At 63.8% G+C, this 24,033-nt stretch carries 19 protein-coding genes; 17 read left to right on the forward strand and 2 right to left on the reverse strand.

Features of this window, described 5'->3' with window-relative positions:
- Window positions 1-34 precede the first annotated feature (34 nt).
- The 8 genes from BTO32_RS14260 to pdxJ all read left to right on the forward strand — a co-directional run bounded on the left by BTO32_RS14260 (window position 35) and on the right by pdxJ (window position 8,988).
- Window positions 35-2,761: a bifunctional diguanylate cyclase/phosphodiesterase gene (locus tag BTO32_RS14260; RefSeq protein ID WP_076725307.1), complete on the forward strand. Its 2,727-nt coding sequence runs from the start codon at window positions 35-37 to the stop codon at window positions 2,759-2,761.
- Between the two features lie 115 nt (window positions 2,762-2,876).
- Window positions 2,877-4,679: a translation elongation factor 4 gene (gene lepA, locus BTO32_RS14265; protein WP_076725308.1), complete on the forward strand. Its 1,803-nt coding sequence runs from the start codon at window positions 2,877-2,879 to the stop codon at window positions 4,677-4,679.
- Between the two features lie 14 nt (window positions 4,680-4,693).
- Entirely contained in the window at window positions 4,694-5,503 is an 810-nt protein-coding gene (gene lepB, locus BTO32_RS14270) for a signal peptidase I (RefSeq protein ID WP_076725309.1), read from the forward strand.
- Between the two features lie 26 nt (window positions 5,504-5,529).
- Window positions 5,530-5,919 carry a DUF4845 domain-containing protein gene (locus BTO32_RS14275; RefSeq protein ID WP_076725310.1) on the forward strand — a complete coding sequence of 130 codons (390 nt, stop codon included), beginning with the start codon at window positions 5,530-5,532 and terminating at the stop codon, window positions 5,917-5,919.
- Complete coding sequence (gene rnc / locus BTO32_RS14280) at window positions 5,916-6,605, forward strand: ribonuclease III (protein ID WP_076725311.1); 690 nt, start codon at window positions 5,916-5,918, stop codon at window positions 6,603-6,605. Before BTO32_RS14275 ends, rnc begins: the two co-directional genes overlap by 4 nt.
- Window positions 6,605-7,522, forward strand: a complete 918-nt coding sequence (era, locus tag BTO32_RS14285) for a GTPase Era (RefSeq protein WP_076725312.1) — start codon at window positions 6,605-6,607, stop codon at window positions 7,520-7,522. The genes rnc and era overlap by 1 nt, the downstream gene beginning before the upstream one ends.
- A 7-nt stretch (window positions 7,523-7,529) precedes the next feature.
- The gene (recO, locus tag BTO32_RS14290) at window positions 7,530-8,258 is read left to right on the forward strand and encodes a DNA repair protein RecO (protein WP_076725313.1); all 729 of its coding nucleotides are present in this window, start codon (window positions 7,530-7,532) and stop codon (window positions 8,256-8,258) included.
- The gene (gene pdxJ / locus BTO32_RS14295; RefSeq protein ID WP_076725314.1) at window positions 8,248-8,988 is read left to right on the forward strand and encodes a pyridoxine 5'-phosphate synthase; all 741 of its coding nucleotides are present in this window, start codon (window positions 8,248-8,250) and stop codon (window positions 8,986-8,988) included. Before recO ends, pdxJ begins: the two co-directional genes overlap by 11 nt.
- Here pdxJ and BTO32_RS14300 read toward each other — a convergent pair.
- Window positions 8,985-11,864, reverse strand: a complete 2,880-nt coding sequence (locus tag BTO32_RS14300) for an ATP-binding protein (protein ID WP_076725315.1) — start codon at window positions 11,862-11,864, stop codon at window positions 8,985-8,987. The two genes, pdxJ and BTO32_RS14300, sit on opposite strands and share 4 nt — an antisense overlap.
- A gap of 215 nt (window positions 11,865-12,079) precedes the next feature.
- Here BTO32_RS14300 and cysM point away from each other — a divergent pair, with 215 nt between their 5' ends.
- From cysM to BTO32_RS14325, 5 genes are all read left to right on the forward strand, one after another.
- A complete protein-coding gene (cysM, locus tag BTO32_RS14305) occupies window positions 12,080-12,973 on the forward strand; it encodes a cysteine synthase CysM (RefSeq protein ID WP_076725316.1) in 894 nt (297 codons plus the stop codon).
- A 25-nt stretch (window positions 12,974-12,998) separates the two neighbouring features.
- Window positions 12,999-14,348 carry a 23S rRNA (uracil(1939)-C(5))-methyltransferase RlmD gene (gene rlmD / locus BTO32_RS14310; protein WP_076725317.1) on the forward strand — a complete coding sequence of 450 codons (1,350 nt, stop codon included), beginning with the start codon at window positions 12,999-13,001 and terminating at the stop codon, window positions 14,346-14,348.
- Between the two features lie 55 nt (window positions 14,349-14,403).
- Window positions 14,404-16,638, forward strand: a complete 2,235-nt coding sequence (gene relA / locus BTO32_RS14315) for a GTP diphosphokinase (protein WP_076725318.1) — start codon at window positions 14,404-14,406, stop codon at window positions 16,636-16,638.
- Entirely contained in the window at window positions 16,635-17,486 is an 852-nt protein-coding gene (gene mazG / locus BTO32_RS14320) for a nucleoside triphosphate pyrophosphohydrolase (protein ID WP_076725319.1), read from the forward strand. Before relA ends, mazG begins: the two co-directional genes overlap by 4 nt.
- A 137-nt stretch (window positions 17,487-17,623) precedes the next feature.
- On the forward strand, window positions 17,624-17,968 hold the full coding sequence (locus tag BTO32_RS14325; protein WP_076725320.1) for a pilin assembly protein: 345 nt from the start codon (window positions 17,624-17,626) through the stop codon (window positions 17,966-17,968).
- A 51-nt stretch (window positions 17,969-18,019) separates the two neighbouring features.
- Here the strand turns inward: BTO32_RS14325 and BTO32_RS14330 are convergent, their stop codons facing one another.
- A complete protein-coding gene (locus BTO32_RS14330) occupies window positions 18,020-18,262 on the reverse strand; it encodes a hypothetical protein (protein ID WP_076725321.1) in 243 nt (80 codons plus the stop codon).
- A gap of 103 nt (window positions 18,263-18,365) precedes the next feature.
- On the opposite strand from BTO32_RS14330, the gene ppc reads away from it, so the two are divergent.
- The 4 genes from ppc (at window position 18,366) to tsaB (ending at window position 24,023) form a co-directional block, all read left to right on the forward strand.
- Window positions 18,366-21,011: a phosphoenolpyruvate carboxylase gene (ppc, locus tag BTO32_RS14335; RefSeq protein WP_076725322.1), complete on the forward strand. Its 2,646-nt coding sequence runs from the start codon at window positions 18,366-18,368 to the stop codon at window positions 21,009-21,011.
- 54 nt (window positions 21,012-21,065) lie between these two features.
- Window positions 21,066-22,436, forward strand: a complete 1,371-nt coding sequence (locus BTO32_RS14340) for an HDOD domain-containing protein (RefSeq protein WP_076725323.1) — start codon at window positions 21,066-21,068, stop codon at window positions 22,434-22,436.
- A gap of 207 nt (window positions 22,437-22,643) precedes the next feature.
- A complete protein-coding gene (gene adk / locus BTO32_RS14345; RefSeq protein WP_076725324.1) occupies window positions 22,644-23,297 on the forward strand; it encodes an adenylate kinase in 654 nt (217 codons plus the stop codon).
- 27 nt (window positions 23,298-23,324) lie between these two features.
- Window positions 23,325-24,023: a tRNA (adenosine(37)-N6)-threonylcarbamoyltransferase complex dimerization subunit type 1 TsaB gene (tsaB, locus tag BTO32_RS14350; protein ID WP_076725325.1), complete on the forward strand. Its 699-nt coding sequence runs from the start codon at window positions 23,325-23,327 to the stop codon at window positions 24,021-24,023.
- Window positions 24,024-24,033: the final 10 nt, after the last annotated feature.

Consider the following 24,033-nt stretch of genomic DNA (forward strand, 5'->3'; position numbering starts at 1 on the left):
ACGGGCCGACGGGCCAGGGACTGGGCTTGCTTAGATGATGAATAAGAAGGATCTTCCCCTCCGTAAACTGCTGCAACTGCGCCATGCCTGGGCCGCGTGGCTGGTGCTCGCCGTGGCCGTGGCCGCCACGGTGGGGCTTTGGCAGCTGTCGATCCGCCTGGTCGAGGATCGCACCGAGGCACGTTTCCGCACGCAATCCCTGCAACTGAAAACCGCCATCGAGGAACGTCTGCTCAATTATGAGCAGGTCCTGGCCGGCAGCGCGGGCCTGTTTGCGGTGGCGGGCGAGGTGTCCCGGGAGGCGTGGCGGGAATACGTGGAAAAGCTGGATATCAACCGTTACTACCCCGGTATCCAGGGTATCGGCTACGTCAAGCGTGTCGATGTGCGCCAGATGGCGGACCACATTGCCTCGGTGCGGGCCGAGGGCGTCCACGACTACCTGGTGACCCCGCTGGGGGCCGGGCCCTTCTACTACCCCATGGTGTACCTGGAGCCCAGCACCGACCGTAACCGTCGTGCGCTCGGCTACGATGCCTTCAGCGATCCGATCCACCGGGAGGCCATGGAGCGGGCCCGGGACGAGGCGGTGCCCACGGTGACCGCCAAGGTGGTACTGGTGCAGGAGGAACTGGCGGAAGACCAGGCCAGTTTCCTGATGTACTACCCGGTCTACCAGGGGGGCGAGATTCCCGAGATCCGCGCCGAGCGCCGTATGATGCTGGCGGGATACGTGTTCAGCGCCTTTCGCACCAATAACCTCCTGGACGGCATTGTCGGCCTGATCGCGCCGTTCCTGGATGTCCGCATTTACGACAATGGCGTGGTCAGCCGGGACAACGTCATGTACAGCTCCAACCTGGGGTCCCTGGACAACGAGTTCAGCTTCGAGATGAGTCAGACGCTGACCCAGGGCGGGCGCAACTGGTTGCTCCAGACCCGGTCCACGCCGGCGTTCGACTATCTGGCGTCCGATCCCCGGCCCCCCATTGTCCTAGGGAGCGGCCTGCTCATCAGCCTGCTGCTGTTCCTGTTCGTGCTGGCGATGGTGAGATCCCGGCTGATGGCCCAGATCTCTGCCGGACGCTACCGGGCCATCACCGAGGGCGCCGCCAATGTCACCCTGGTGATGAATCCGCAGGGGGAGCCCCTGTATGCCAGCCCCTCCAGCCTCGATATTCTGGGGTTCGAGCCGGATACCGTGGCCGAACTTGATTTCGAGAGCCTCGTGCACGCCGACGACTGGGGCCAGCTGCAGCGAGGGTTCGAGGATTCCATGAAGTCCCCGGGCAAACAGATGCCGATCATCCGGGCCCGGATCCGGGATGCCGCGGGCCGTTGGCGGGACATGGAAGGAACCTACACCGCCATGCTCAAGGTGCCTGGGGTCAATGGCGTGGTGCTCAGCTTGCGGGATCTGACCCAATTGAAGGCCGCCCAATCCGAGTTGCATCGGCTGGCGTTCTACGACCCGCTGACCGGGCTGGCGAACCGGCAGCTGTTCCGTGACCGCCTGAGCCATGTGGTGCGGCGGTCGCGCCGCAGCTCCGAGCCGGCCGCCCTGATGTTTCTGGATCTCGACGGTTTCAAGCGCATCAATGACACGCTTGGGCACGATGCCGGTGATGAGCTGCTGGTGCAGGTGGCCCAGTGGCTGGTGGGCTGTGTGCGGGAGGAGGACTCCGTGGCCCGCCTCGGTGGTGACGAGTTCGTGGTCCTGCTGTCTCGGATCAGCGGCCCCGACGCCGCCGGCAAGGTGGCGGAGACCATCCTCCGCCGACTGTGTCAGCGCCTGCGCCTGAATGACCACGAGGTCGGCATCACCGTCAGTATCGGCATTACCATGATCCCACACGACAGCGAGGACCCAGGCACGCTGATGAAGTACGCCGACCTGGCCATGTACCGGGCCAAGGAATTGGGTCGCAACACCTACCAGTTCTTCACGCCGGCGATGAACATCAAGGCGGCCCGGCGCCTGCTGCAGCAAGAGGAACTGGCGACGGCGCTGGAGGGCGACCGCTTCGAACTGCACTACCAGCCCAAGATCGACCTGGCGACGGAGCGGGTGATCGGTGTTGAGGCCTTTCTGCGCTGGCACCATCCGGAGAAGGGGCTGGTGTCGGCCCAGCAGTTCATCGGGCTGGCGGAAGAGACCGGGCTGATTGTCCGGCTGGGCGAGCTGGCGTTGCGCCAGGCCTGTATTCAGATCCAGGCGCTGGAACGGGCCGGTTTCGAGTCCCTGAAAATGGCCGTCAACTTTTCCGTCCGGCAGCTGACCGATCCCGGTTTCCTGGACATGATCCGCAAGGTGATCACCGAGACCGGCGTGTCCCCGGACTGCCTCGAGCTGGAGATGCCCGTCGAGCTGCTCAACGAAGATCCGCGCATGCTCAGGGAGCTGCTGGTGTCCCTGAATGATCTGGGGGTGTGTCTGATTCTGGACGACTTTGGGGCCGGTTCCTGTTCGCTGGTGTCGCTGCAGCAGCTGCCCCTGGACGTGATCAAGATCGACCACCGTTTCATCCGGGACATCCCCTACAACGTCAGTGCCACGGACGTGGCCTCGGCGGTCATCGCGCTGGCCCGCAAGCTGCATCTGACCGTGGTGGCCGAAGGCGTGGAGACCCTGCAACAGCTGAGCTTCCTGAAATCGGCCGGCTGCGCCCAATGCCAGGGTAATCTGTTCAGCTATCCCCTCGACGAGGACGCCCTGATCGGCTTCCTGATCCGCCAGTATGAGAAACCGCTGATTTCCTGATCATGGCAATGACCTGCGGTAACCGGTAAAATCACGCCGTCCCCGGACCCTGGCAGCCAGTCGCCCGGCCTCTCCGGGCGCAATTCTTCGTCCACATTGCGAGTGTTCATTGTCTGTGACCGAACTGAGCCGAATCCGTAACTTTTCCATCATCGCCCACATTGATCACGGCAAGTCCACCCTGGCGGATCGTTTTATCCAGATCTGCGGCGGCCTGAGCGACCGTGAAATGGCCGAACAGGTCCTCGACTCCATGGACCTGGAGCGGGAGCGCGGGATTACCATCAAGGCCCAGAGTGTCACGCTTAACTACAAGGCCCGGGACGGTGAAACCTACAAGCTGAACTTCATCGATACCCCGGGACACGTGGACTTTTCCTACGAGGTGTCGCGCTCCCTGTACGCCTGCGAAGGGGCCCTGCTGGTGGTTGATGCCGGCCAGGGCGTGGAAGCCCAGTCCGTGGCCAACTGCTACACCGCGATCGAGCAAGGGCTCGAGGTGGTGCCGGTCCTCAACAAGATGGACCTGCCGCAGGCGGAGCCGGAGCGGGTCGCCGCGGAAATCGAGGACATCATCGGCATCGAGGCGCAGGATGCGGTACGTTGCAGCGCCAAGACAGGCCTGGGCGTGGAGGATGTGCTGGAGGACCTGATCCGCAAAATTCCGCCCCCCAAGGGCGATCGTGGCGCGCCTCTGCAGGCCCTGATCATCGACTCCTGGTTCGACAACTATCTCGGGGTGGTGTCGCTCGTGCGAGTGGTGGAAGGAACCCTGCGCAAGGGCGACCGGATTGTGATCAAGTCCACCGGCAAGGCCTGGCTTGCCGACAAGGTGGGCATCTTCAATCCGAAACCCACCGACACCGACATCCTCGAAGCCGGCGATGTCGGCTTCGTGGTGGCCGGTATCAAGGACATCCATGGCGCGCCGGTGGGCGACACCATCGTGCACCAGAAGTTTGCCGAGGAAACGCCGGCGCTGCCGGGCTTCAAGAAGGTCAAGCCGCAGGTGTACGCCGGTCTGTTCCCGGTCAGTGCCGATGATTACGACGATTTTCGGGATGCCCTGGAAAAGCTCACCCTCAACGACGCGTCCCTGTTCTTCGAGCCAGAGAACTCGGATGCTTTGGGGTTCGGTTTCCGCTGCGGGTTCCTGGGCATGCTGCACATGGAGATCATCCAGGAGCGTCTGGAGCGGGAGTACGACCTGGACCTCATCACCACGGCGCCGACGGTGGTATACGAGGTGGTGACGCGCCAGGGTGAGACGCTGTTGGTGGACAACCCCTCGCGGCTTCCGGATATTGGTTCCATCGAAGAGATGCGCGAGCCGATTGTCGAGGCCAACATCCTGGTGCCCCAGGAACATCTGGGCAACGTGATTGCCCTATGTGAAGAGAAACGGGGCATTCAGAAGAACATGCACTTCATGTCCACCCAGGTGCAGCTCACCTACGAACTGCCCATGGCGGAAGTGGTCATGGATTTCTTCGATCGGGTCAAGTCGGCCAGTCGTGGTTTCGCCTCCCTGGACTATCATTTCGTGCGCTTCCAGACCGCCAACTTGGTCCGGCTCGATGTCCTGATCAACGGTGACCGGGTCGATGCCCTGGCGCTGATCGTGCATAAGGAACAGGCGCACTACAAGGGCCGGCAGCTGATCGAGAAGATGAAGGAGCTGATTCCCCGGCAGATGTTCGATATTGCCATTCAGGCGGCTATCGGCAATCAGGTGGTGGCCAGGGTGACGGTCAAGGCGCTGCGCAAGAACGTGACCGCCAAGTGCTACGGTGGCGACGTGAGCCGCAAGAAGAAACTGTTGCAGAAGCAGAAGGAAGGTAAGAAACGCATGAAGCAACTCGGTAACGTCGAGGTGCCCCAGGAAGCATTTCTTGCCGTATTGAAAGTCGACAAATAGCAGAAGGCCCCCGGATGGATATTGATTTTCCCCTGGTATTGGTGGTCCTCACCCTGGCAACCGGACTGATCTGGCTGGCGGATATCCTGTTCCTGCGCGAGCGCCGGCTATCGGCCGCGAGGGCCCAGGGAGCCGGGCAGCCGACCGGGACCGATGGTCTCCCGTCCGAGCAGGCCGAGCCGAAAGAACCCTACCTGGTCGACCTGAGCCGCTCGTTCTTTCCCGTGCTCGCCATCGTCCTGATCCTGCGCTCGTTTCTGGTGGAACCGTTTCAGATCCCCTCCGGCTCCATGTTGCCGATACTCGAAGTGGGAGACTTCATCTTGGTGAACAAGTACGCCTACGGTCTCCGGCTACCGGTGCTCGGTACCAAGATTGTCGACGTGGGCGAGCCCCAGCGTGGCGATGTCATGGTTTTCCGCTACCCTGAGGATGGCGAGACCAACTACATCAAGCGGGTGATCGGGTTGCCGGGGGATCACATCCGCTACCGTGACAAGCAGCTGTTCATCAATGGCAAGCGGATCGAAAGCCAGTTCGTGGCCCGCCTGCCGCCGGTGGAGTTGCGCCGGGAGATCCTGGGCGAGGTGGAACACGATATCTTCCTGACCCTGGGCCGTCCGGGCACCTCCGGTGAAGGCGAGTGGGTGGTGCCGGAAGGGCACTACTTTGTCATGGGTGACAATCGGGACAACAGCAACGACAGCCGATACTGGGGCATGGTCCCCGAGGACATGGTGGTCGGCAAGGCCTTTGCCATCTGGATGCACTGGAAGTCGTTGGGCAGCCTGCCATCCTTTGATCGTGTGGGCAGTATCGAATAATTCGGGCGATTCGGAGCGCGGTAACAATGAAAACGGACAAGCTTTCCTCCATGGGGCGCCAGCGCGGCGCGTCGGTGCTCACCACGCTGGTGATGGTGCTGTTCTTCGGCAGCCTGCTGACGCTGGTGATCAAACTGGGGCCCGTCTACATTGACGACCTCACCATCCAGGAGGCGTTGGAAAGCCTCGAGGGCACGGAGGGGCTCTCCGGCATGGGGCCGGCCCAGGTCCTGAGCCTGATCAACAAGCGCCTGAGCGTGAACAACATCCGCGGCTTCGACCTCAAGCAGATTCAGATTGAGAAAGACGGTGACATCGTCCACCTCAACGTGGATTACGAGGTTCGAAACAACATCATCAGCAACGTGGATGCGGTCATCCACTTCCAGCACGAGTACGAGTTGAAGGGCAAGTGAGTTCGCAACCGGATCTGGACCAGTTACAACGACGCATCGGCTATCAGTTCCGCTCGCCTGAGCGGCTGCTGCTTGCACTGACCCACCGCAGCTACGGCAATCAGAACAACGAGCGCCTGGAGTTTCTTGGTGACTCCATCGTCAACATGGTGATCGCCGAATACCTGTACCTGCATTTCGAGAAGGCCCGGGAAGGGCAGCTCAGCCGGCTTCGGGCCCGGATGGTCAAGGGCACGACCCTGGCGGAGATTGGCCGGGAGTTCGAGCTGGGTAAATACCTGCGTCTGGGGTCCGGTGAGCTCAAGAGCGGTGGCTACCGGCGCGACTCCATCCTGGCAGACGCGGTGGAGTCGATCATCGGTGCCATCTACCTGGACAGCGACTTCCTGACTTGCCGGGCGCAGGTGCTGCGCTGGTTCGAGCAGCGACTGAACAACCTGGACCTCCAGGACACCCAGAAGGACCCCAAAACCCGGCTGCAGGAGTACCTGCAGTCCCGGCAGTTTCCATTGCCCCGCTACGACGTTATTTCCGTCGAGGGCGAGGCCCACAACCAGACGTTCCACGTCGCCTGCGCCCTGCCGTCCCTGGATCGGCGCACCACCGGAAGCGGCAGCAGCCGCCGGGTGGCGGAGCAGCAGGCCGCTCGCAACGCCCTGAAAGAACTCGGCGTGGAGAATTCCTGATGAACGAGATCACGCGCCCCGACGACCCAGACAGTCGTTGCGGCTTTGTCGCCATTGTCGGCCGCCCCAATGTTGGCAAGTCCACCTTGCTGAACCATATCCTGGGGCAGAAACTCAGCATCACCTCACGCAAGCCCCAGACCACCCGTCACCAGGTGCTCGGCATCAAGACCGACGGCCCGGTGCAGGCCATCTACGTGGACACGCCGGGCATGCACGAGGAGGAGCCCCGGGCCCTCAACCGCTACATGAACCGGGCCGCGTCCTCGGCCCTGGTGGATGTGGATGTGGTGGTGTTCGTGGTGGACCAGCTGGCCTGGACGCCGGCGGATGAGCTGGTGCTGGACAAGCTGTCCAGGGTCCGTTGCCCGGTCATCCTGGCCGTTAACAAGGTGGACAAGCTGGCCAATCGGGAACAGCTGCTGCCCCATATCGAAATGCTCTCGAAAAAGCGGGAGTTTGCCGAGATCATCCCGCTGTCCGCCTTGAAGGAAACCAACCTGGCGCCGCTGGAGGCTGCGGTTGGGCGTTTTCTGCCCAAGAGCGTGCACTTTTATCCGGATGATCAGATCACGGACCGGAGCGAACGCTTCTTGGCCTCGGAGATCGTCCGGGAAAAGATCACCCGTCAGCTCGGGGCGGAGGTTCCCTACTCGGTGGCGGTGGAGATCGAGCAGTTCAAGCACGAGGGTAAGACCTTGCACATCGCGGCCTTGATCCTGGTGGAGCGGGAGGGCCAGAAGAAGATCATCATCGGCGACAAGGGGGCCCGCCTGCGCCGAATCGGTCAGGAGGCGCGCTTGGACATGGAGCGCCTGTTCGGCAGCAAGGTCATGCTGCGCCTGTGGGTCAAGGTCAAGCGTGGCTGGGCCGACAGTGAGCGGGCGCTGAGAAGCCTGGGCATGGACAGCCACTGAGACCGCCATGAAAGGCGCGGAACACCAGGAGCCCGCGTATGTGCTGCATCGCCGGCCCTGGCGTGAACACAGCCTGCTGGTCGACCTGTTCACCCTCAACCACGGCCGCGTGACGGTCATTGCCCGTGGTGCCACTCGCGCCCGAAGTCCGCTGAAGGCCCAGTTGCAGCCGTTCCTGCCGCTGTTGCTGGACTGGGCCGGCCGGGGCGATCTCAAAACCCTGACCCAGGTGGAGGTCCGTTCCGGGCCGGCCCTGTCACGCCCGATTGCACTGTACAGCGGCTTGTACCTGAACGAGCTGTTACAGCGCATCCTGCCGGTGGCGGATCCCCATCCGGATCTGTTCGCCGCGTACATCGACACGGTGGCACACCTGGCCGAGGCCGTGGACATCGAGCCCATCCTGCGCCGCTTCGAGAGGCGCTTCGCGGCCGCTCTTGGCTATGATTTCGCCTGGGACCGGGCGACCGACACCGGCGCTCCGGTCGAACCGGACCGGTCCTATGGCTACGACCCGGAACAGGGCATCGTGGCTACGCCGGCCCCCGGCGTCCGGTTGTGGCACCTGCCGGGGCGGGCCTTGCTGGCCCTGGCGGAGGACGATCTGGTTTCCGCCGAATGCCGCCGGGTGGCCAAACAGGTCATGCGGGCGCTGGTGGACTACCTGCTCCAGGGGCGTCCCCTGAACAGTCGCCGGCTATTCACCCAGCTTCGTGGAGAACACCATGAACCCTAGAGTTTTGCTTGGAGTCAACATCGATCACGTGGCAACCCTGCGCCAGGCGCGGGGCACCCGCTATCCGGATCCAGTGCAGGCCGCCATGATCGCCGAGGAGGCCGGTGCCGACGGCATTACCCTGCATCCCCGGGAAGACCGCCGCCACATCCAGGACCGCGACGTCCTGCTGCTGCGGGAAACACTGCAAACCAAGATGAACCTGGAAATGGCAGTGACCGAGGCCATGCTGGCGTTTGCCGAGCAGGTGCGCCCCGAGTGCGTCTGCCTGGTTCCGGAAAAGCGGGAGGAGTTGACCACCGAGGGCGGTCTGGATGTCGACGGCCAGGAAGACCGCGTGGCCAGTGCCTGCGAGCGCCTGTCCCGCATCGGTGCGGAAGTGTCGCTGTTCATCGACCCGGATCCGGTCCAGATCGACGCGGCGGTGCGCTGCGGTGCCCCGGTGGTGGAACTGCATACCGGTGAATACGCCGAAGCCAGAACGCCGGAGGAAACGGAGGCGGCGTTTTCGGCGCTGGTGGAGGCAGTGGCCTATGCCCGCAAGAAGGGATTGGTGGTCAACGCCGGGCACGGTCTGCACTATCACAACACCGAGCGGGTCGCGGCCATCCCCGGGATTCATGAGCTGAACATCGGCCACGCGATCATTGCCCGGGCGGTGTTTGTCGGACTCAAGCAGGCGGTCGCCGACATGCGGGCGATTCTCGACCGTGCCCGAGGACGCGCCTAGGACGCGGTTTCCGCCTCGCCCCGATGTTCCCGGAACAGCTGCTGCCAGTCCATCTGCTCACTCCAGGCCAGCAGCCGGTCGATGGCCGCCAGCAGCTGTTCCAGCAATCCCTCCAGGTCCGGCTCGGTACGTTTCAGCCCGGTTTCCAGGCGGTTCGCCGCCGTCCTCAGTTCGGGTACCCCGCAGTAGCGAGTGGCGCCGTGCAGCTTGTGCACGCAGTCAATCAGTGCCTCGGTGTTGCCGGCCGCCCACAGCCGGCTCAGTTTGTCCCGGTCCGTGATCAGCTGTTCCAGTAGCATGCTGAACAGCTCCTCCGCCAAGTCGGCCTTACCCGCAGCCAGCTGAATACTTTCCTCGATGCTCACGCATTCCTGCTGCAGCTTCCGGCTGGACGGACGCAGGGTGGCGCGGCGGGTATCCCGGATGTCTGGGGTGGCGACGGTCTCGCCGGTGACGCCGCAGTCGTAGCCGGTGAAGTCCCGTATGAGCGCGGCCAGCTGGCGGCTGCTGATGGGTTTCGCCATGTAGCCGTCGAACCCCTGCTGGGTCAGCTGGTGCTGCTCCTCGGACAGCGCGTGGGCGGTCAGGGCAATGATCGGGGTGCGGTGATGGTTGTCGTCCAGCTCGCGGATGCGGGCGGTGGTCTCGACGCCGTCCATGCCCGGCATCTGCAGATCCATGAACACCAGATCAAACGGCTGCTGTCGGGCCTTGCTCAGGGCCTCGAAGCCGCTGGCGGCACCTTCGGCCTCGATCTGGAAGTCTCGCAGCAGGGTCAGGACCAGTTTCAGGTTGGCTTCGTTGTCGTCCACCGCCAGCACCCGGGGGGCTTGTGGGGTGGGGCGGGGCGGTGGGGGCACCGCAGGAAACTCCGCCATCACCGGCTCGCGGGTGTGGATGCCATGCACCAGGAGCAGCAGCTCCTCGTACAGGGCATCGCGGCAGACCGGCTTGGTGAGATGGCCGCTGGCGAGGTGGGTCAGGCCGTTGTCGTGGGTCTCCAGCGTCGGGGTCAGCAGCAGCGTGCGACAGTCGCGCTCGATCTCCAGGGTCCGGACCAGGTTGATGTACTGGCTGGAGTTCAGCAGGTGGCGGGTGATGCCGATGACGGCCACGGCGTAGCCCGCCTGGTTTTTCTGGGCCTCCTCGATCTGTTCCTGCATGGCGCCGGGTGAGGCCACCCGGTCCACCGTCATGCCCCAGTCCCTCAGCATGTGTTCGACTGCCAGGCCGGTGGTTTTCTGGTGCTCCAGATAGAGGACCCGCTCACCCTGCAGCGCATCCTTCGGACTGACGGTATCACCGCTGGCCGCCAGGTCCGAATTCAGCGTGAACCAGAAGGTAGAGCCCTTGCCCAGTTCGCTTTCCAGCCCGATTTTGCCGCCCATTTCTTCCACCAGGCGCTTGGAGATGGCCAGACCGAGCCCGGTGCCGCCATACTGCCGGGCGGTGGAGGCGTCGGCCTGGCTGAACGCATTGAACAGGGACTGTTGCTGCGCCCGGGAGAGGCCGACGCCGGAGTCGGTGATGCTGATACGCAGGGTGACGCGGTTGCGTTCCTTGTCTTCCTCTTCCAGGCTGGCGCGCAGCACCACCTCGCCGGTTTGTGTGAACTTGATGGCGTTGTTGACCAGGTTGGTGATGATCTGCTTGACCCGCAGGGGATCGCCCATGATGTTGTCCGGTACATCGTGGTAGACCAGGGGCACCAGATCCAGGTTCTTGGCATGGGCCGCCGGCGCCAGCATGACCATCACTTCCTCGATGGTGTCTCTGAGGTGGAACGGCACCCGATCGAGGATCAGCTTGCCGGCTTCGATCTTGGAAAAGTCCAGGATGTCGTTGATGATGGTCAGCAGGATCTCCGAGGATTTGCGGATGGTGTTGAGGTGATCTCTCTGGGGTCGCGGCAGAGGGCTCTTGAGCAGCAGCTCGGTGAAACCGATGATGCCGTTCAGCGGCGTCCGGATCTCGTGGGACATGTTGGCCAGGAATTCGGACTTGATACGGCTCGCTTCCAGAGCCTCCTTGCGGGCGAAGTCCAACTCGATGTTCTGGATCTCGATGGTCTCAAGAGTTTCCCGCAGGTCCTCGGTGGCCTGGTCGATGTTCTGCTGCATTTCCGCCTGTGCCCGGCTGAGTTCCTCGGCCATGGCGTTGAGCCCCGATTCCAGCTGCTCGAACTCCGGGCCGGCGCCGGTATAGACCCGGGTATCCAGCTTGCCTTCCTTGAGCTTGGCGACCGCCGCGTTCAGTTCGAAGATCGGATCGGTGAAGGCGCGGCTCAGGCGCAGGGCGATGGCGAGGCTGACAATCACGCCGCCCAGTACGAGCAGCAGGGAAATCAGCATGGCCTTGTAGGTTTCCTTGTCCGTGCGCACGTGGGACATTTCCACCGACACCCAGCCCAGCGGCTTGCTCAGCTCGGACGTGGACTGGCGGATACCCAGATCGAGCATGGACTCGATCATCAGGTTTTGCAGCTGTACCGGGGTCACGAAACGGGTGCTTTCCAGGTCGACCACCCGGGTGGCGCCGCTGGCGGGCAGGTGTTCGGCGGCGAGTCGCTCGGAGCTGCCGGGCCCGGTGTGCAGCAGGCGGCGGCCGTCGCTGTCATAGAAGGTGATGGAGCGGACGTCCTGCTCCTCCAGAAAGGCGTTGGACAGGCTGCTGAGCAGGCTGCGGTTGCCGGTGAACAGACCGTATTCGGCACCGGCGGCGAGCTGGCGTGACAGCGACTCTCCCCGGTCCCGGAGCAGGCTCTCGATGTTGTTGACCCAGCTGTAGGTGAAGAACAACCCCAGCATCAACGTCGTCAGCAGGGTGGGGACAAGCGTCACCACCAGAACTTTCTTGCGAATACCCCAACGTCGCATACGGTAGTCCTGAATCTTGTTCGCGCCGGCTCGTGGGCCGGGCATCACTTCCCTGTCAGAATAGACGGTCCGGCCGGTCCCCACCGAGGCGGTCCCAGCCCCTCCGAATCGGACGGATATAGCCGGTGGTCATGGATATAGCGACAAGCTGTATTGGGATGACGCGGCCATAACGCGTATTATTCGGAGCCAAAAGTGTACCACAGGGTTGGATTATGACTTTCCCCACCATCGAAGATTATGTTGGCCACACGCCCCTGGTGCGGCTGCAACGCCTGCCTGGCGAAACCAGTAATATCATCCTGGCCAAGCTCGAAGGCAACAACCCTGCCGGCTCGGTCAAGGACCGGCCGGCCCTGAGCATGATTCAGGAGGCTGAGCGCCGGGGTGAGATTCAGCCCGGCGATACACTGATCGAGGCCACCAGTGGCAACACCGGCATCGCTCTGGCCATGGCAGCGGCCATCAAGGGCTACCGGATGGTGCTGATCATGCCCGAGAACATGAGCGAGGAGCGGCGGGCCGCCATGCGTGCCTATGGTGCCGAGATCGTTACCGTGAGCCAGCAGGAGGGCATGGAAGGGGCCCGCGACCTAGCGCTGGCCATGGCGGCGGACGGGCGGGGCAAGGTGCTGGACCAGTTCAGCAACCCCGACAACCCGCTCGCGCACTACCGGACCACCGGACCGGAGATCTGGGAACAGACCGGTGGCCGGATCACTCACTTTGTCAGCGCCATGGGCACCACCGGTACCATCATGGGCGTGTCCCGGTACCTCAAGGAGCGCAATCCAGGGATTCAGGTGATTGGCCTGCAGCCGAGGGAAGGCGCGTCGATTCCCGGTATCCGTCGTTGGCCGGAGGCCTACCTGCCCAAGATCTACGACGCCCGTCGGGTCGACCGGGTGCTCGACATCGGCCAGGACGAGGCGGAACAGACCATGCGGGCGTTGGCCGCCCGAGAAGGTATCTTCTGCGGCGTCTCCTCCGGTGGCGCCATTGCCGCGGCCCTGAAATTGTCTGAGCAGGTTGAAAACGCCGTGATCGTGGCCATTATCTGTGACCGTGGTGACCGTTACCTGTCCACAGGCGTCTTTCCCGGCGCCTGAATCCGTCAGCAGTAGAGAACCCACTATGAGCAAGAGACGCCGGAAGGTTCTGCCCCAGGAGCCGGTCCGATGTGCTATCGAAACCCTCAGCCATGACGGCCGGGGCATCGCGCGCCAGGAAGGCAAGACGCAATTCGTGGACGGTGCCCTGCCGGGGGAAACCGTGATGGCGAAAATGGTGTCCAGCCGTCGCAAGTTCGATGAACTGCGCACGCTGGAGGTTCTGGAGCCGGTGCCGGAGCGGCAGGCGCCTCCCTGTGAGTATGCCGACCTGTGCGGCGGTTGCAGCCTCCAACACATGAGCGGCGATGCCCAGATCCGGTTCAAGGAAGACACCCTGCGCGAGCATTTTGCCCACTTTGGGGGCATCGAGCCGGAACACTGGGAAGCCCCGATGCGCTCGGAACGCACCACCGGCTACCGCCGTAAGGCCCGCCTTGGTGTGCGTTACGTCCGGGCCCGGGCGTCGGTGCTGGTTGGTTTCCGGGAAAAGCGGAACAATTTTCTGACGGACATCGACCGTTGCGTGGTACTGGATCCGCGCATTGGTGAGCGTATCACCCCCTTGCGCGAGTTGTTGCAGGGGCTGGACGCCTACGACCGGATTGCCCAAGTGGAGGTGGCCTGCGGTGATGACGCCGCAGCGCTGGTATTCCGCAACATGGAGGCCTTGAGCGAGCGCGACCGGAACCGGTTGATCGACTTTGGCCAGGCCCACGACTTGCATATCTACCTGCAACCGAAGGGGCCGGATACGGTGCACCGGATCTGGCCGGCGTCCGGGGATGCCTCGGAGGAGCGCCTGGACTATCGTCTGGAAGCGTTCGACCTGACCCTGCGTTTTCATCCCATGGACTTTACCCAGGTCAATGCAGACATCAACCGGGCGATGATAAATCGTGCCGTGGACTGGCTCGACGTGCAGCCTGGTGAGCGGGTGCTGGACCTGTTCTGCGGTCTGGGTAACTTCACCCTGCCGCTGGCACGCCGTGGCGGCCAGGTGGTGGGCGTGGAGGGCGATGAAGCCATGGTGCGGCGCGGCCGCGAGAACGCCAGGCTCAATGGTCTGGACAATGTCACCTTCTACGGTGCCGACCTGCAGGGCGACTTTACCCGTGAGCCTTGGGCCCGGGAGGGGTTCGACAAGATTCTGATCGATCCGCCCCGGTCCGGTGCGGAGGACGTGTGTCGGTACCTGACGGCCTTCGGTGCCCGGCGGATCGTCTATGTGTCCTGTAACCCGGCCACCCTGGCCCGGGACGCGGGCGTCATGGTACGCAATGGCTATCGCCTGGTGCGTGCCGGTGTGATGGACATGTTCCCCCACACCACCCATGTGGAATCCATTGCCCTGTTCGAACGGGCGAATCACTGATGGGTTCGGTGCCGCCATGGAGGGCGGCGATGACAAGCGGGAATGGCAGTGCGTTATGGTCAAAGTTCGCGAAAACTACGCGGTAACCGGTGACGGCGAGGTCGACCTCGAAAAATGGGTCGCCCACATCGCCTCGCAAACCCACCTTGAGGACCTGGATCAGTTCCGGCGTGCCTGTGAGAAAGCCGCCGAGATCGACCGGCAGGCATCCCGGGAGGATCGCCTCTGGGCGCCCGGGACCAGCAGCTTCGAGATCGGCCTGGAGATGGCCCAGGTGCTGGCCGAGCTGCATCTGGATCAGGCCAGCTTGGTGGCAGCGGTCCTGTACCGGGCGGTCCGGGAAGAGCGGGTGCCGTTGGAAGAGATCCGCTCGGAATTCGGTGACGAGGTGGCGGGTCTGATCAGCGGCGTCCTACAGATGGCCGCCATTTCCTCGATCCATCATCCGCTCAAGGGCAATGTCCTCGGTCAGAGCGAGGGCCAGCTCGATAACGTGCGCAAGATGCTGGTGACCATGATCGACGATGTCCGGGTCGCCCTGATCAAGCTCGCCGAACGCACCTGCGCCATTCGTGCGGTTAAGTACGCGTCGGAAGAAAAACGCATGCGGGTGGCCCGGGAGGTGTTCGACATCTACGCGCCGCTGGCGCACCGGCTGGGCATTGGTCACATCAAATGGGAGCTGGAAGACCTGTCGTTCCGCTACCTGCACGAGTCCGCCTACAAGAAAATCGCCAAGTTGCTGGATGAGAAACGGCTGGACCGGGAAGGTTACATTCGCCGGGTCATCGAAACCCTGCAGAAGGAGCTGAAGGCGGCCGGCATCGAGGGCGAGCTGTCCGGGCGGGCGAAGCACATCTACAGCATCTGGCGCAAGATGCGCCGCAAGGGCATCGACTTCTCCCAGGTCTACGACGTGCGGGCGGTGCGGATTCTGGTGCCGGAGGTCCGGGACTGCTACGCCGCGCTGGGTATTGTCCACAACCTGTGGCGGCACATTCCCAACGAATTCGACGACTATATCGCCAACCCCAAGGAAAACGGCTACCAGTCCCTGCACACGGCGGTGATCGGCCCTGAGGGCAAGGTCATGGAAGTGCAGATCCGGACCCACAAGATGCATCAAGAAGCCGAGCTGGGGGTCTGTGCCCACTGGCTGTACAAGGGCACCGACAGGAACAACAAGTCCACCGGCTACGACGCCAAGATCAACTGGCTGCGTCAGGTGCTGGAGTGGCAGGAGGAGCTGGGCGACCTGTCCGGTCTGGCGGACCACCTGAAGTCCGATGTGGCCTCCGACCGGGTGTATGTGTTCACGCCGGAGGGCCATGTGGTGGACCTGCCTCAGGGAGCCACGCCAGTGGACTTCGCCTACCGGGTGCACACGGAGATTGGCCACGCTTGCCGCGGGGCGCGGGTGAACAGCCGCATCGTGCCGCTGACCTATCCGCTCAAAACCGGGGACCAAGTCTTCATCCTCACTTCCAACAACCCGGCGCCGAGCCGGGACTGGCTGAACCCCAGCCTGGGCTACATTCAGACGTCCCGGGCCCGGGCCAAGGTGACCCATTGGTTCAAGCAGCAGGACCGGGGGCGTAACATCGCCGATGGCCGGGCCATTCTGGAGGACGAATTCAAACGGTTGTCGCTGTATGACGTCAGCCTGGAACAGCTGGCCAGGAAGGTGAACTACCAGAGTGCCGAGGACATGTTCGCGGCCATCGGCGCGGGCGACCTGCGCCCGACCCACGTCGCCAACGTCGCCCAGCAGATGCTGGAGCCGCGCACCGAGCAGCTGGACCTGAAGCTGACGGGGCAGCGGAAATCCTACGACACCGAGTCCGATATCCAGATCCTCGGGGTGGGCAAGCTCAAGACCCAGGTCGCCAAGTGCTGCAAGCCGTTGCCGGGGGACCCGATTGGCGGCTACATCACCGTCGGCCGGGGCGTCACCGTGCATCGTCAGGACTGCCTCACGTTCCTGAACCTGAGGGAGTTCGAGCCGAACCGGATCATCGAGGTGAGCTGGGGCGGCAAGCCGGCGGCGGTCTATCCGGTGGACATTGAGATCGAGGCCTACGACCGCGCCGGCCTGCTGCGGGACATCACTCAAGTGCTGTCGGCCTCCCGCAGCAACGTGCTGGCCCTGAACACCCAGACCAACAAGGACGACAACACCGCCACCATGACCGTGACGGTGGAAATCTCCAGTCTGGAACAACTGGCGAGGCTGCTGGCTCAGATCCGCAACCTGCCCAACATCATCGACGTGAGGCGCCGGCGCGGATGAGTTACACCATCGAAGATCTCAAGACGCTGATGGCCCGGCTGCGCGACCCCGAGACCGGATGCCCCTGGGACACCCGGCAGAGTTACGACACGATCGTGCCGCATACCATCGAGGAAGCCTACGAGGTGGCGGACGCCATCGAGCGCGGCGACTTCCCGCATCTCAAGGACGAGCTGGGGGATTTGCTGTTCCAGGTGATCTTCTATGCGCAGCTGGGGCGGGAAGATGGCCACTTCGACTTCGATGCGATTGTCGATCACCTGGTGCGCAAGCTGCTGCGACGGCATCCCCATGTGTTTCCGGAGGGTACCCTGGACAGCCGGGTGGATCCGGAGCACCGTCCGGACGATGCCTGGATCAAGGAAAGCTGGGAGCGCATCAAGGCCGAGGAGCGCGCCGAAAAGGGGGCGGACGACCGGCCGGTCAGCCGCCTGGATGGCATTGCGCGGGCGCTGCCGGCCATGGCTCGGGCGGAAAAGCTCCAGCGCCGGGCGGCACGGCATGGTTTCGATTGGCCTGGGATCGCCCCGGTCTTCGACAAGCTGCACGAGGAAATCGACGAGCTCAAGGAGGCTTGGCGGGCCGCCGAATCCGGCCAGGGGGATCGGGACGCGGTGGAGGACGAGCTGGGTGACCTGCTGTTCGTCTGCGTCAACCTGGCACGATTCATGAAGGTCAATCCGGAACAGGCGCTCAAACGGACCAATCACAAGTTCGAGAGCCGGTTCCGAGCCATCGAGCGGGTGCTCGCCCGCGAGGGGCGTGACATGGACGACGAGTCGCTGGAAGCGCTGGACGCCATCTGGCAAGCGGTCAAAGGGGTGGAAAGGCAGGACCAGGAAGGCTAAGGGCGGCGGTTGGTAGGTACAATCCGTTACCAACTTTGCGGCCCCGGAACGCCGGGCTTCGTCTACACTTCCCCGGAACGGATGCACTGTTTCGATGCGCCGTTGGCGACCCAAGAAGAGGCAGGAGTGAAGGCACCATGAAAATCAAAGATCTGGTCAATTACTGGGACAAGCATGCCCGGGGTCGGCTGACCCGGGACGCCTACTTCGTGGCGTTGTCCGACCAGCATCACAAGCGGCTTGAGAAACTGGCCGCGCTGTACCCGTTGAAGTCTCCCCAGGACCTGATGCGGGACCTGATTTCCGCCGCTCTGGATGAGCTGGAAACCAGTTTCCCCTACGTGCAGGGCACCAAGGTGGTGGCGTACGACGAAGACGGTTTCGAGATCTACGAGGATCAGGGGTTGACGCCGAAGTTTGTCAGCCTCAGCCAAAAGCACATCCAGCGCCTGAAAGCCCGCCAGCTGGAATCCGTGGCCTGAGTACCTGCAGGCGCGGGCCGGGGTGGCGGCGAAGCCACTCCGGCAAGGATTTCATTTCCCCTTTGATTCCTTTCCTTCCAACCGGTCCCTGATCGGCGTCTGGCGCACCAAATCGTCCAGGGCGGCTGCGATCATGTCATTGAGAATGTCGGATTCGCTCCGGTCCGGATAGAGTTCGGCCAGGGCGGCAATCCGCGCGGCATCTTCCAGCGGCAGGCGCAGGTTGTAATCGTGGGTCCGCTCCACGGGCTCTTTCTTCTGTTCCCAGTGCTTGGGCAAATCGGTGACTTTCATGGGTACTCCTAGCGGCCACTTCCAGTAGCGTCGATAGACTTCGTCGACTGGTTCTTAGTATCGTAAGTTTACTTCGCCGCCGTCAATTCAAAAGGATGCCAACGTGACAGAGCTACACCCCGATTTGCGAGAAAACGTGCGGATGCTGGGCGAGTTGTTGGGCCAGAGCATACGCCGTTACCCCGGGCAGGACTGCTACGACCTGATCGAGCAGATCCGGGCCGCGGCCAAGGCGGACCGACGCCAGGAGAGTGGCTCCGGGCAGCGTCTGGTCAGCCTGTTGGGCAAGCTCAGCGACGACGAGCTGCTGCCGGTGACCCGGGCCTTCAACCAGTTTCTGAACCTGGCCAATCTGGCGGAGCAATATCACGGCATCCGGCGCAAGCGCGGGCACCACTCCGATCTGATGGTGGAGTCCCTCGGCGAGGTGTTTGCCCGCCTGAAGACGGCGGGCGTGGACGCCGAAACCCTGCACCAGCGGGTGTCCGACCTGCGGATTGAGTTTGTGCTCACTGCCCATCCCACGGAAGTTGCGCGCCGCACCCTGATCAAGAAATACGACGAAATGTCCGATTGCCTGGCCCAGCTGGACCATGACGACCTGATGCCGGCCGAGCGGGAGGCGATCGTGGCGCGGCTGGCCCGGCTGATCGCCGAGGCTTGGCACACCGATGAGATCCGCCATGAACGCCCGACTGCGGTGGATGAGGCCAAGTGGGGGTTTGCGGTCATCGAGAACAGCCTCTGGCAGGCCCTGCCGGATTTTCTCCGCAGCCTTGACGTGTCCCTGACCGAGGCCACGGGCCAGGGGCTGCCGCTGCACGCCACGCCGATCCGTATCGCCTCCTGGATGGGCGGCGACCGCGACGGCAACCCGAACGTGACCCATGAGGTGACGCGCAAAGTCTTTCTGCTTGGCCGCTGGATGGCCGCCGACCTGTTCCTGCGGGACGTCCGGGCCCTGCGTGCCGAGCTGTCCATGTGGCAGGCCAGTGACGAGCTGAAAGCCCAGGTGGGCGATGCCCGCGAGCCCTACCGGCAAGTGCTGGCGGATCTGCGCGACCGCCTGCTGAAAACCCGGGACTGGGCCGAGGCGCTGGTCAACGGTGAACCGGCGGATGCCAGCGGCATCCTGTTCGAGAACGAAGACCTGACCGGCCCTCTGGAGCTGTGTTACCGCTCCCTGGTCGAATGCGGCCTGGACACCATCGCCCAGGGCCCGCTGCTGGACACCATCCGGCGGGCCCACACCTTCGGTTTGCCGCTGATCCGGCTCGACATCCGTCAGGAGGCCTCCCGCCATGCCGAGGCGGTGGCGGAAATGGTGGATTACCTGGGACTGGGGGACTACCGGCAATGGTCCGAGGTGGAACGACAGGCGTTCCTGGTACGGGAGCTGAGCGGCCGTCGGCCTCTGGTGCCTCGGCACTGGCAGCCGTCGGAACCGGTGCGCGAGGTGTTGGCGACCTGCGAGGTGGTGGCCCGGCAGACCCCGGAAGCCCTGGGCTCCTATGTCATTTCCATGGCCAGCAAACCCTCGGACGTGCTCAGTGTGATCCTGCTGCTGCGGGAAGCCGGGATGAAGTTCCCGATGCGCGTGGTGCCCCTGTTCGAAACCCTGGAGGATCTGCGGGGCGCGCCCGAGGCGATGGCGGCGCTGTATCAGGTGGACTGGTACCGTGACTACTGCCAGGGCCGCCAGGAAGTCATGATCGGCTATTCCGACTCCTCCAAGGACGCGGGCCAGCTGATGGCGGCCTGGGCCCAGTACCAAGCCCAGGAACAGCTGACCGAGGTCGCCCGGCGCCACGGCGTGCATCTGACCCTGTTCCACGGTCGGGGCGGCACCGTCGGCCGGGGCGGCGGCCCTGCCAACCGGGCCATCCTGTCGCAACCCCCCGGCTCAGTGAACGGCAGCTTCCGGATCACCGAGCAGGGTGAGATGATCCGCTTCAAATTCGGTCTGCCGAGGCTCGCGGTCCAGAGCCTGACCCTGTACAGTACGGCGGTCATCGAGGCAACCCTGGCGCCGCCCCCCGGGCCGGAGCCCGAGTGGCGAAAAACCATGGACTGGCTGACGGAACGATCCCTGAGCGCCTATCGTGAAGTGGTTAGGGAGAACCCGGATTTCGTTCCCTATTTCCGGCAGGTCACCCCCGAGCAGGCCCTGGGCAAACTGGCCCTGGGCAGTCGTCCGGCGCGCCGTAAACCCAGTGGTGGCGTGGAAAGTCTGAGGGCGATTCCCTGGATTTTCGCCTGGACACAGATGCGGCTGATGCTTCCCAGCTGGCTTGGCAGCGATGTGGCCCTGGAGGAAGCGGCTCGGCACGGCCGCATGCCGGTGTTGCGCGAGATGATGCAGGGCTGGCCGTTCTTCAGAACCTATGTGGACATGCTGGAGATGGTGCTGGCGAAGGCCGACCTACGCATCGCCAGCTATTACGAGCAGATCCTGGTCCGGGACCCGAGCTTGCGAGCCCTCGGCGAAAGCCTGAGGTCACGGCTACAGGGCTGCATCAAGCGCCTGCTGGAGCTCAAGGAACAGGAGCGGCTGCTGGAGCAGGAGCCGGTATTCGCCCACTCGATGCGGGTCCGAAATCCCTACACCGATCCATTGCATTACCTGCAGGCGGAGCTGTTGCGCCGCGACCGGGAGAGTGAGGGCAAGGGCGAGGTGCCGGAGATGGTCGAGCGCGCGTTGAAGGTGACCATGGCCGGTATTGCCGCGGGTATGCGCAACACCGGCTAGTGACGGACGGCATGGGCCGGCGTGTCCCGCCGGCCAGGAAAAAGGAGACTTGCCGTGGCGCTTGCCGCGAGACTGGAACAGTTCTTTAACCGCATGGGCATTGCCTACCGGGAGTGGCCGATCGATCAGGTGGTGAACCTGGACGCGGCCGTCATCGCCTCCGGCCGGCCCCAGCACGACTTTCTCAGGGCCAGCCTGCTGATCGATATCCAGGGGGCGCTGATGGTGGTGCACCGGTTCGACAGCAGCCTGGACCTGGACGCCGTCCAGCAGCTGACCGGTCGGCGCCTGCAACCGCTCACCGCCCGCCAGGCCATGCGCCTGTTCGGGGACTGTGACCCAGGCTTCGTGCCGCCCGTGGGCGCGGCCTATGGTTTGCCGGTGCTGATGGATGAGGATGTGGCCGGCGACGGTCCGGTCCTGTGTTCCGGCGGCACTGACCATGCACTCGTGGAACTGGACGCGGGGGCCCTGCGGCAGGCCCTGGCGGGCGCCCGCACCGGCCGCCTGGTGATCCGGGGGCAGGGCGCATCCGTGCGCAAGGCGCTGACGCTGGAGGAAGTGGCGGACAAGCTGCAGAGGCTGTACCGCCTGCCGCCGATGCCGGCGTTGGCGATCCGTATCCTTCGCCTGACCAGCAATACCGAGGCCACCGCGCGGGAATTGGCGGAACTGATCGAGTTTGATCCCAGCCTGACCGCTCAGGTGATGCGTTACGCCCGCTCGGCGCTGTTCAACTATCCCGGCCAGATCAACACCGTCCAGGAAGCCGTCACCCGGGTCTTGGGGTTCGACCGGGTGGCGCACATTGCCCTAGGCATTGCCTCGGTGCGGGCATTCGACGTGCCCCGCAGGGGCATGCTCGGCATGGATGCATTCTGGCGCCACTCCCTCTACTGCGCCTTCCTGTGCCAGATCTTGGCGCCCCGTTGTGACGCCGACAAGGGACTGGCTTACCTGTGTGGGCTGCTGCACAACTTCGGACTGCTGCTGGTCGGGCACCTGTTTCCCGCCGAATACGAGGAGCTGAGCCAGCTGCGGGAAGCCAATCCGGAAGCCAGCATGCACTCTCTGGAGCAGCAGGTGTTCGGCCATGGCGACAACCAGGACATCCTGTCCGTCGGGCACGGTGCCATTGGCGGCATTCTGCATCGCCTGTGGCAACTGCCGGATCCGGTGGTGAAAGCGGCGGGCATGCACCAGCACTGCGGCTACCAGGGGGATCACGAGCGGTACGTGCTGATGGTGCAGCTCGCCAATGCCCTGCTGAAAACCCGGGGCATCGGCGACGAGTTCAACGAGGACGACCCCGAACCGCTGCTGCGTTCCCTGGGCATGGCACCTTCCGACATCGCTGACCTGGAGCGGGAAATGGAACGTGTCGCCGACGACCTGGACGCCCTGGCCGCCTCGCTCTCCTCGTGAGCGACGGCGGGCTCCCGGCTTTCGCGCCATTTGCCCTGTCCTGGTGCATGAGACGGAGGTCGACTTTCTATGACGGGGCGGACTTCGTATAATGCGCCTTCGCCGATCCGCACGGACCTCCGACAGCGGTGCGAGAGGTTGTCGCAAAGGCAGGGATCTTTGCCGCAACTTTTCAAACGATAATGACGAAATCGGGAGCACAGCGTTATGCGAATCATCATGTTAGGCGCACCTGGCGCAGGCAAGGGAACCCAGGCCCAGTTCATCACCGAGCGGTTTGGCATCCCTCAGATCTCCACCGGCGACATGCTGCGGGCGGCGGTCAAGTCGGGCTCCGAGCTCGGCAACCAGGTGAAGGAAGTCATGGCCTCCGGGGGCCTGGTTTCCGATGACATCATCATCGCCTTGATCGAAGAACGCATTCAGCAACCGGACTGCCGGAACGGTTTCCTGCTGGACGGTTTCCCGCGCACCATTCCTCAGGCCGAAGCCCTTAAAGATCAAGGTATTGCTATTGATTATGTGGTGGAAATCGCCGTGGACGACGAGGAAATTGTCAACCGCCTGTCCGGTCGTCGCGTGCACGAGGGCAGTGGCCGTATCTACCACGTCAAGTACGATCCCCCCAAGGTGGCTGGCAAGGACGATGAAACCGGCGAGCCTCTGGTGCAGCGGGAGGACGACAAGGAGGAAACGGTGCGCAAGCGTCTGCAGGTGTATCACGAGCAGACCGCGCCGTTGATCGACTTCTATCGCGACTGGGCGTCGCGGGAGCCGGAAGCCGCGCCAACGTACGTTCGCGTCGAAGGGGTCGGCAGTCTGGACAGCATCCGCGATCAGATCCTGTCCCAGTTGAAGTAATCTTCCCAATACCGGATTTCCCACTCCGTGAAACTGCTGGCACTGGACACATCCTCCGAGGGCTGCTCCGCGGCCCTTCTCATCGACGATGAGCTGACCGAACGCTTTGAGCGGGCGCCCCGGGGACACACCCGCCTGCTGATGCCCATGGTCCGGGAGCTGCTGTCGGCGCAGGCGCTGACCCCCTCGGATCTCGACGCGTTGGCGTTTGCCTGCGGTCCGGGTTCCTTTACCGGCCTGCGCATCGCCACCGGGGTGGTTCAGGGCTTGGCCTGGGGGCTGGAACGGCCGGTGGTGCCGGTTTCCTCGCTGGCGGCGGTGGCCTATGGTGCCATTCAGGAAGCGGCCGTGGCGGAAGGGGACGGTGTGGCCGTCGCCTTCGACGCACGCATGGACGAAGTCTACTGGGGCTGTTTCCGGTGCCACCAGGGCCTGCCGGAGGCGGTGGCGGAGGAGCGGGTGTGCCCGCCTTCGCAGGTTGCCTTGCCGGAAACGGTCAAGTCCTGGATCGGGGTGGGGGCCGGCTGGCACTACCAAGACCGTATGCCGGGCGGTGTACGCGAACGTGTGGTCTCGGTCGATACCGGCATGACCGTACGTGCCGCCTGGGTGGCCCGGCTGGCACAGGGGGCCGCCCAGGCGGGCCGAACCGTCCCCGCGGCCCAGGCCCAGCCCGTCTACCTGCGGGATGAGGTGGCCTGGAAAAAACTGCCGGGCCGGGGCTGATCGGGCCCCT

The organism is Marinobacter lutaoensis (assembly GCF_001981305.1).
GTDB classification, from domain to species: Bacteria; Pseudomonadota; Gammaproteobacteria; order Pseudomonadales; family Oleiphilaceae; genus Marinobacter; species Marinobacter lutaoensis.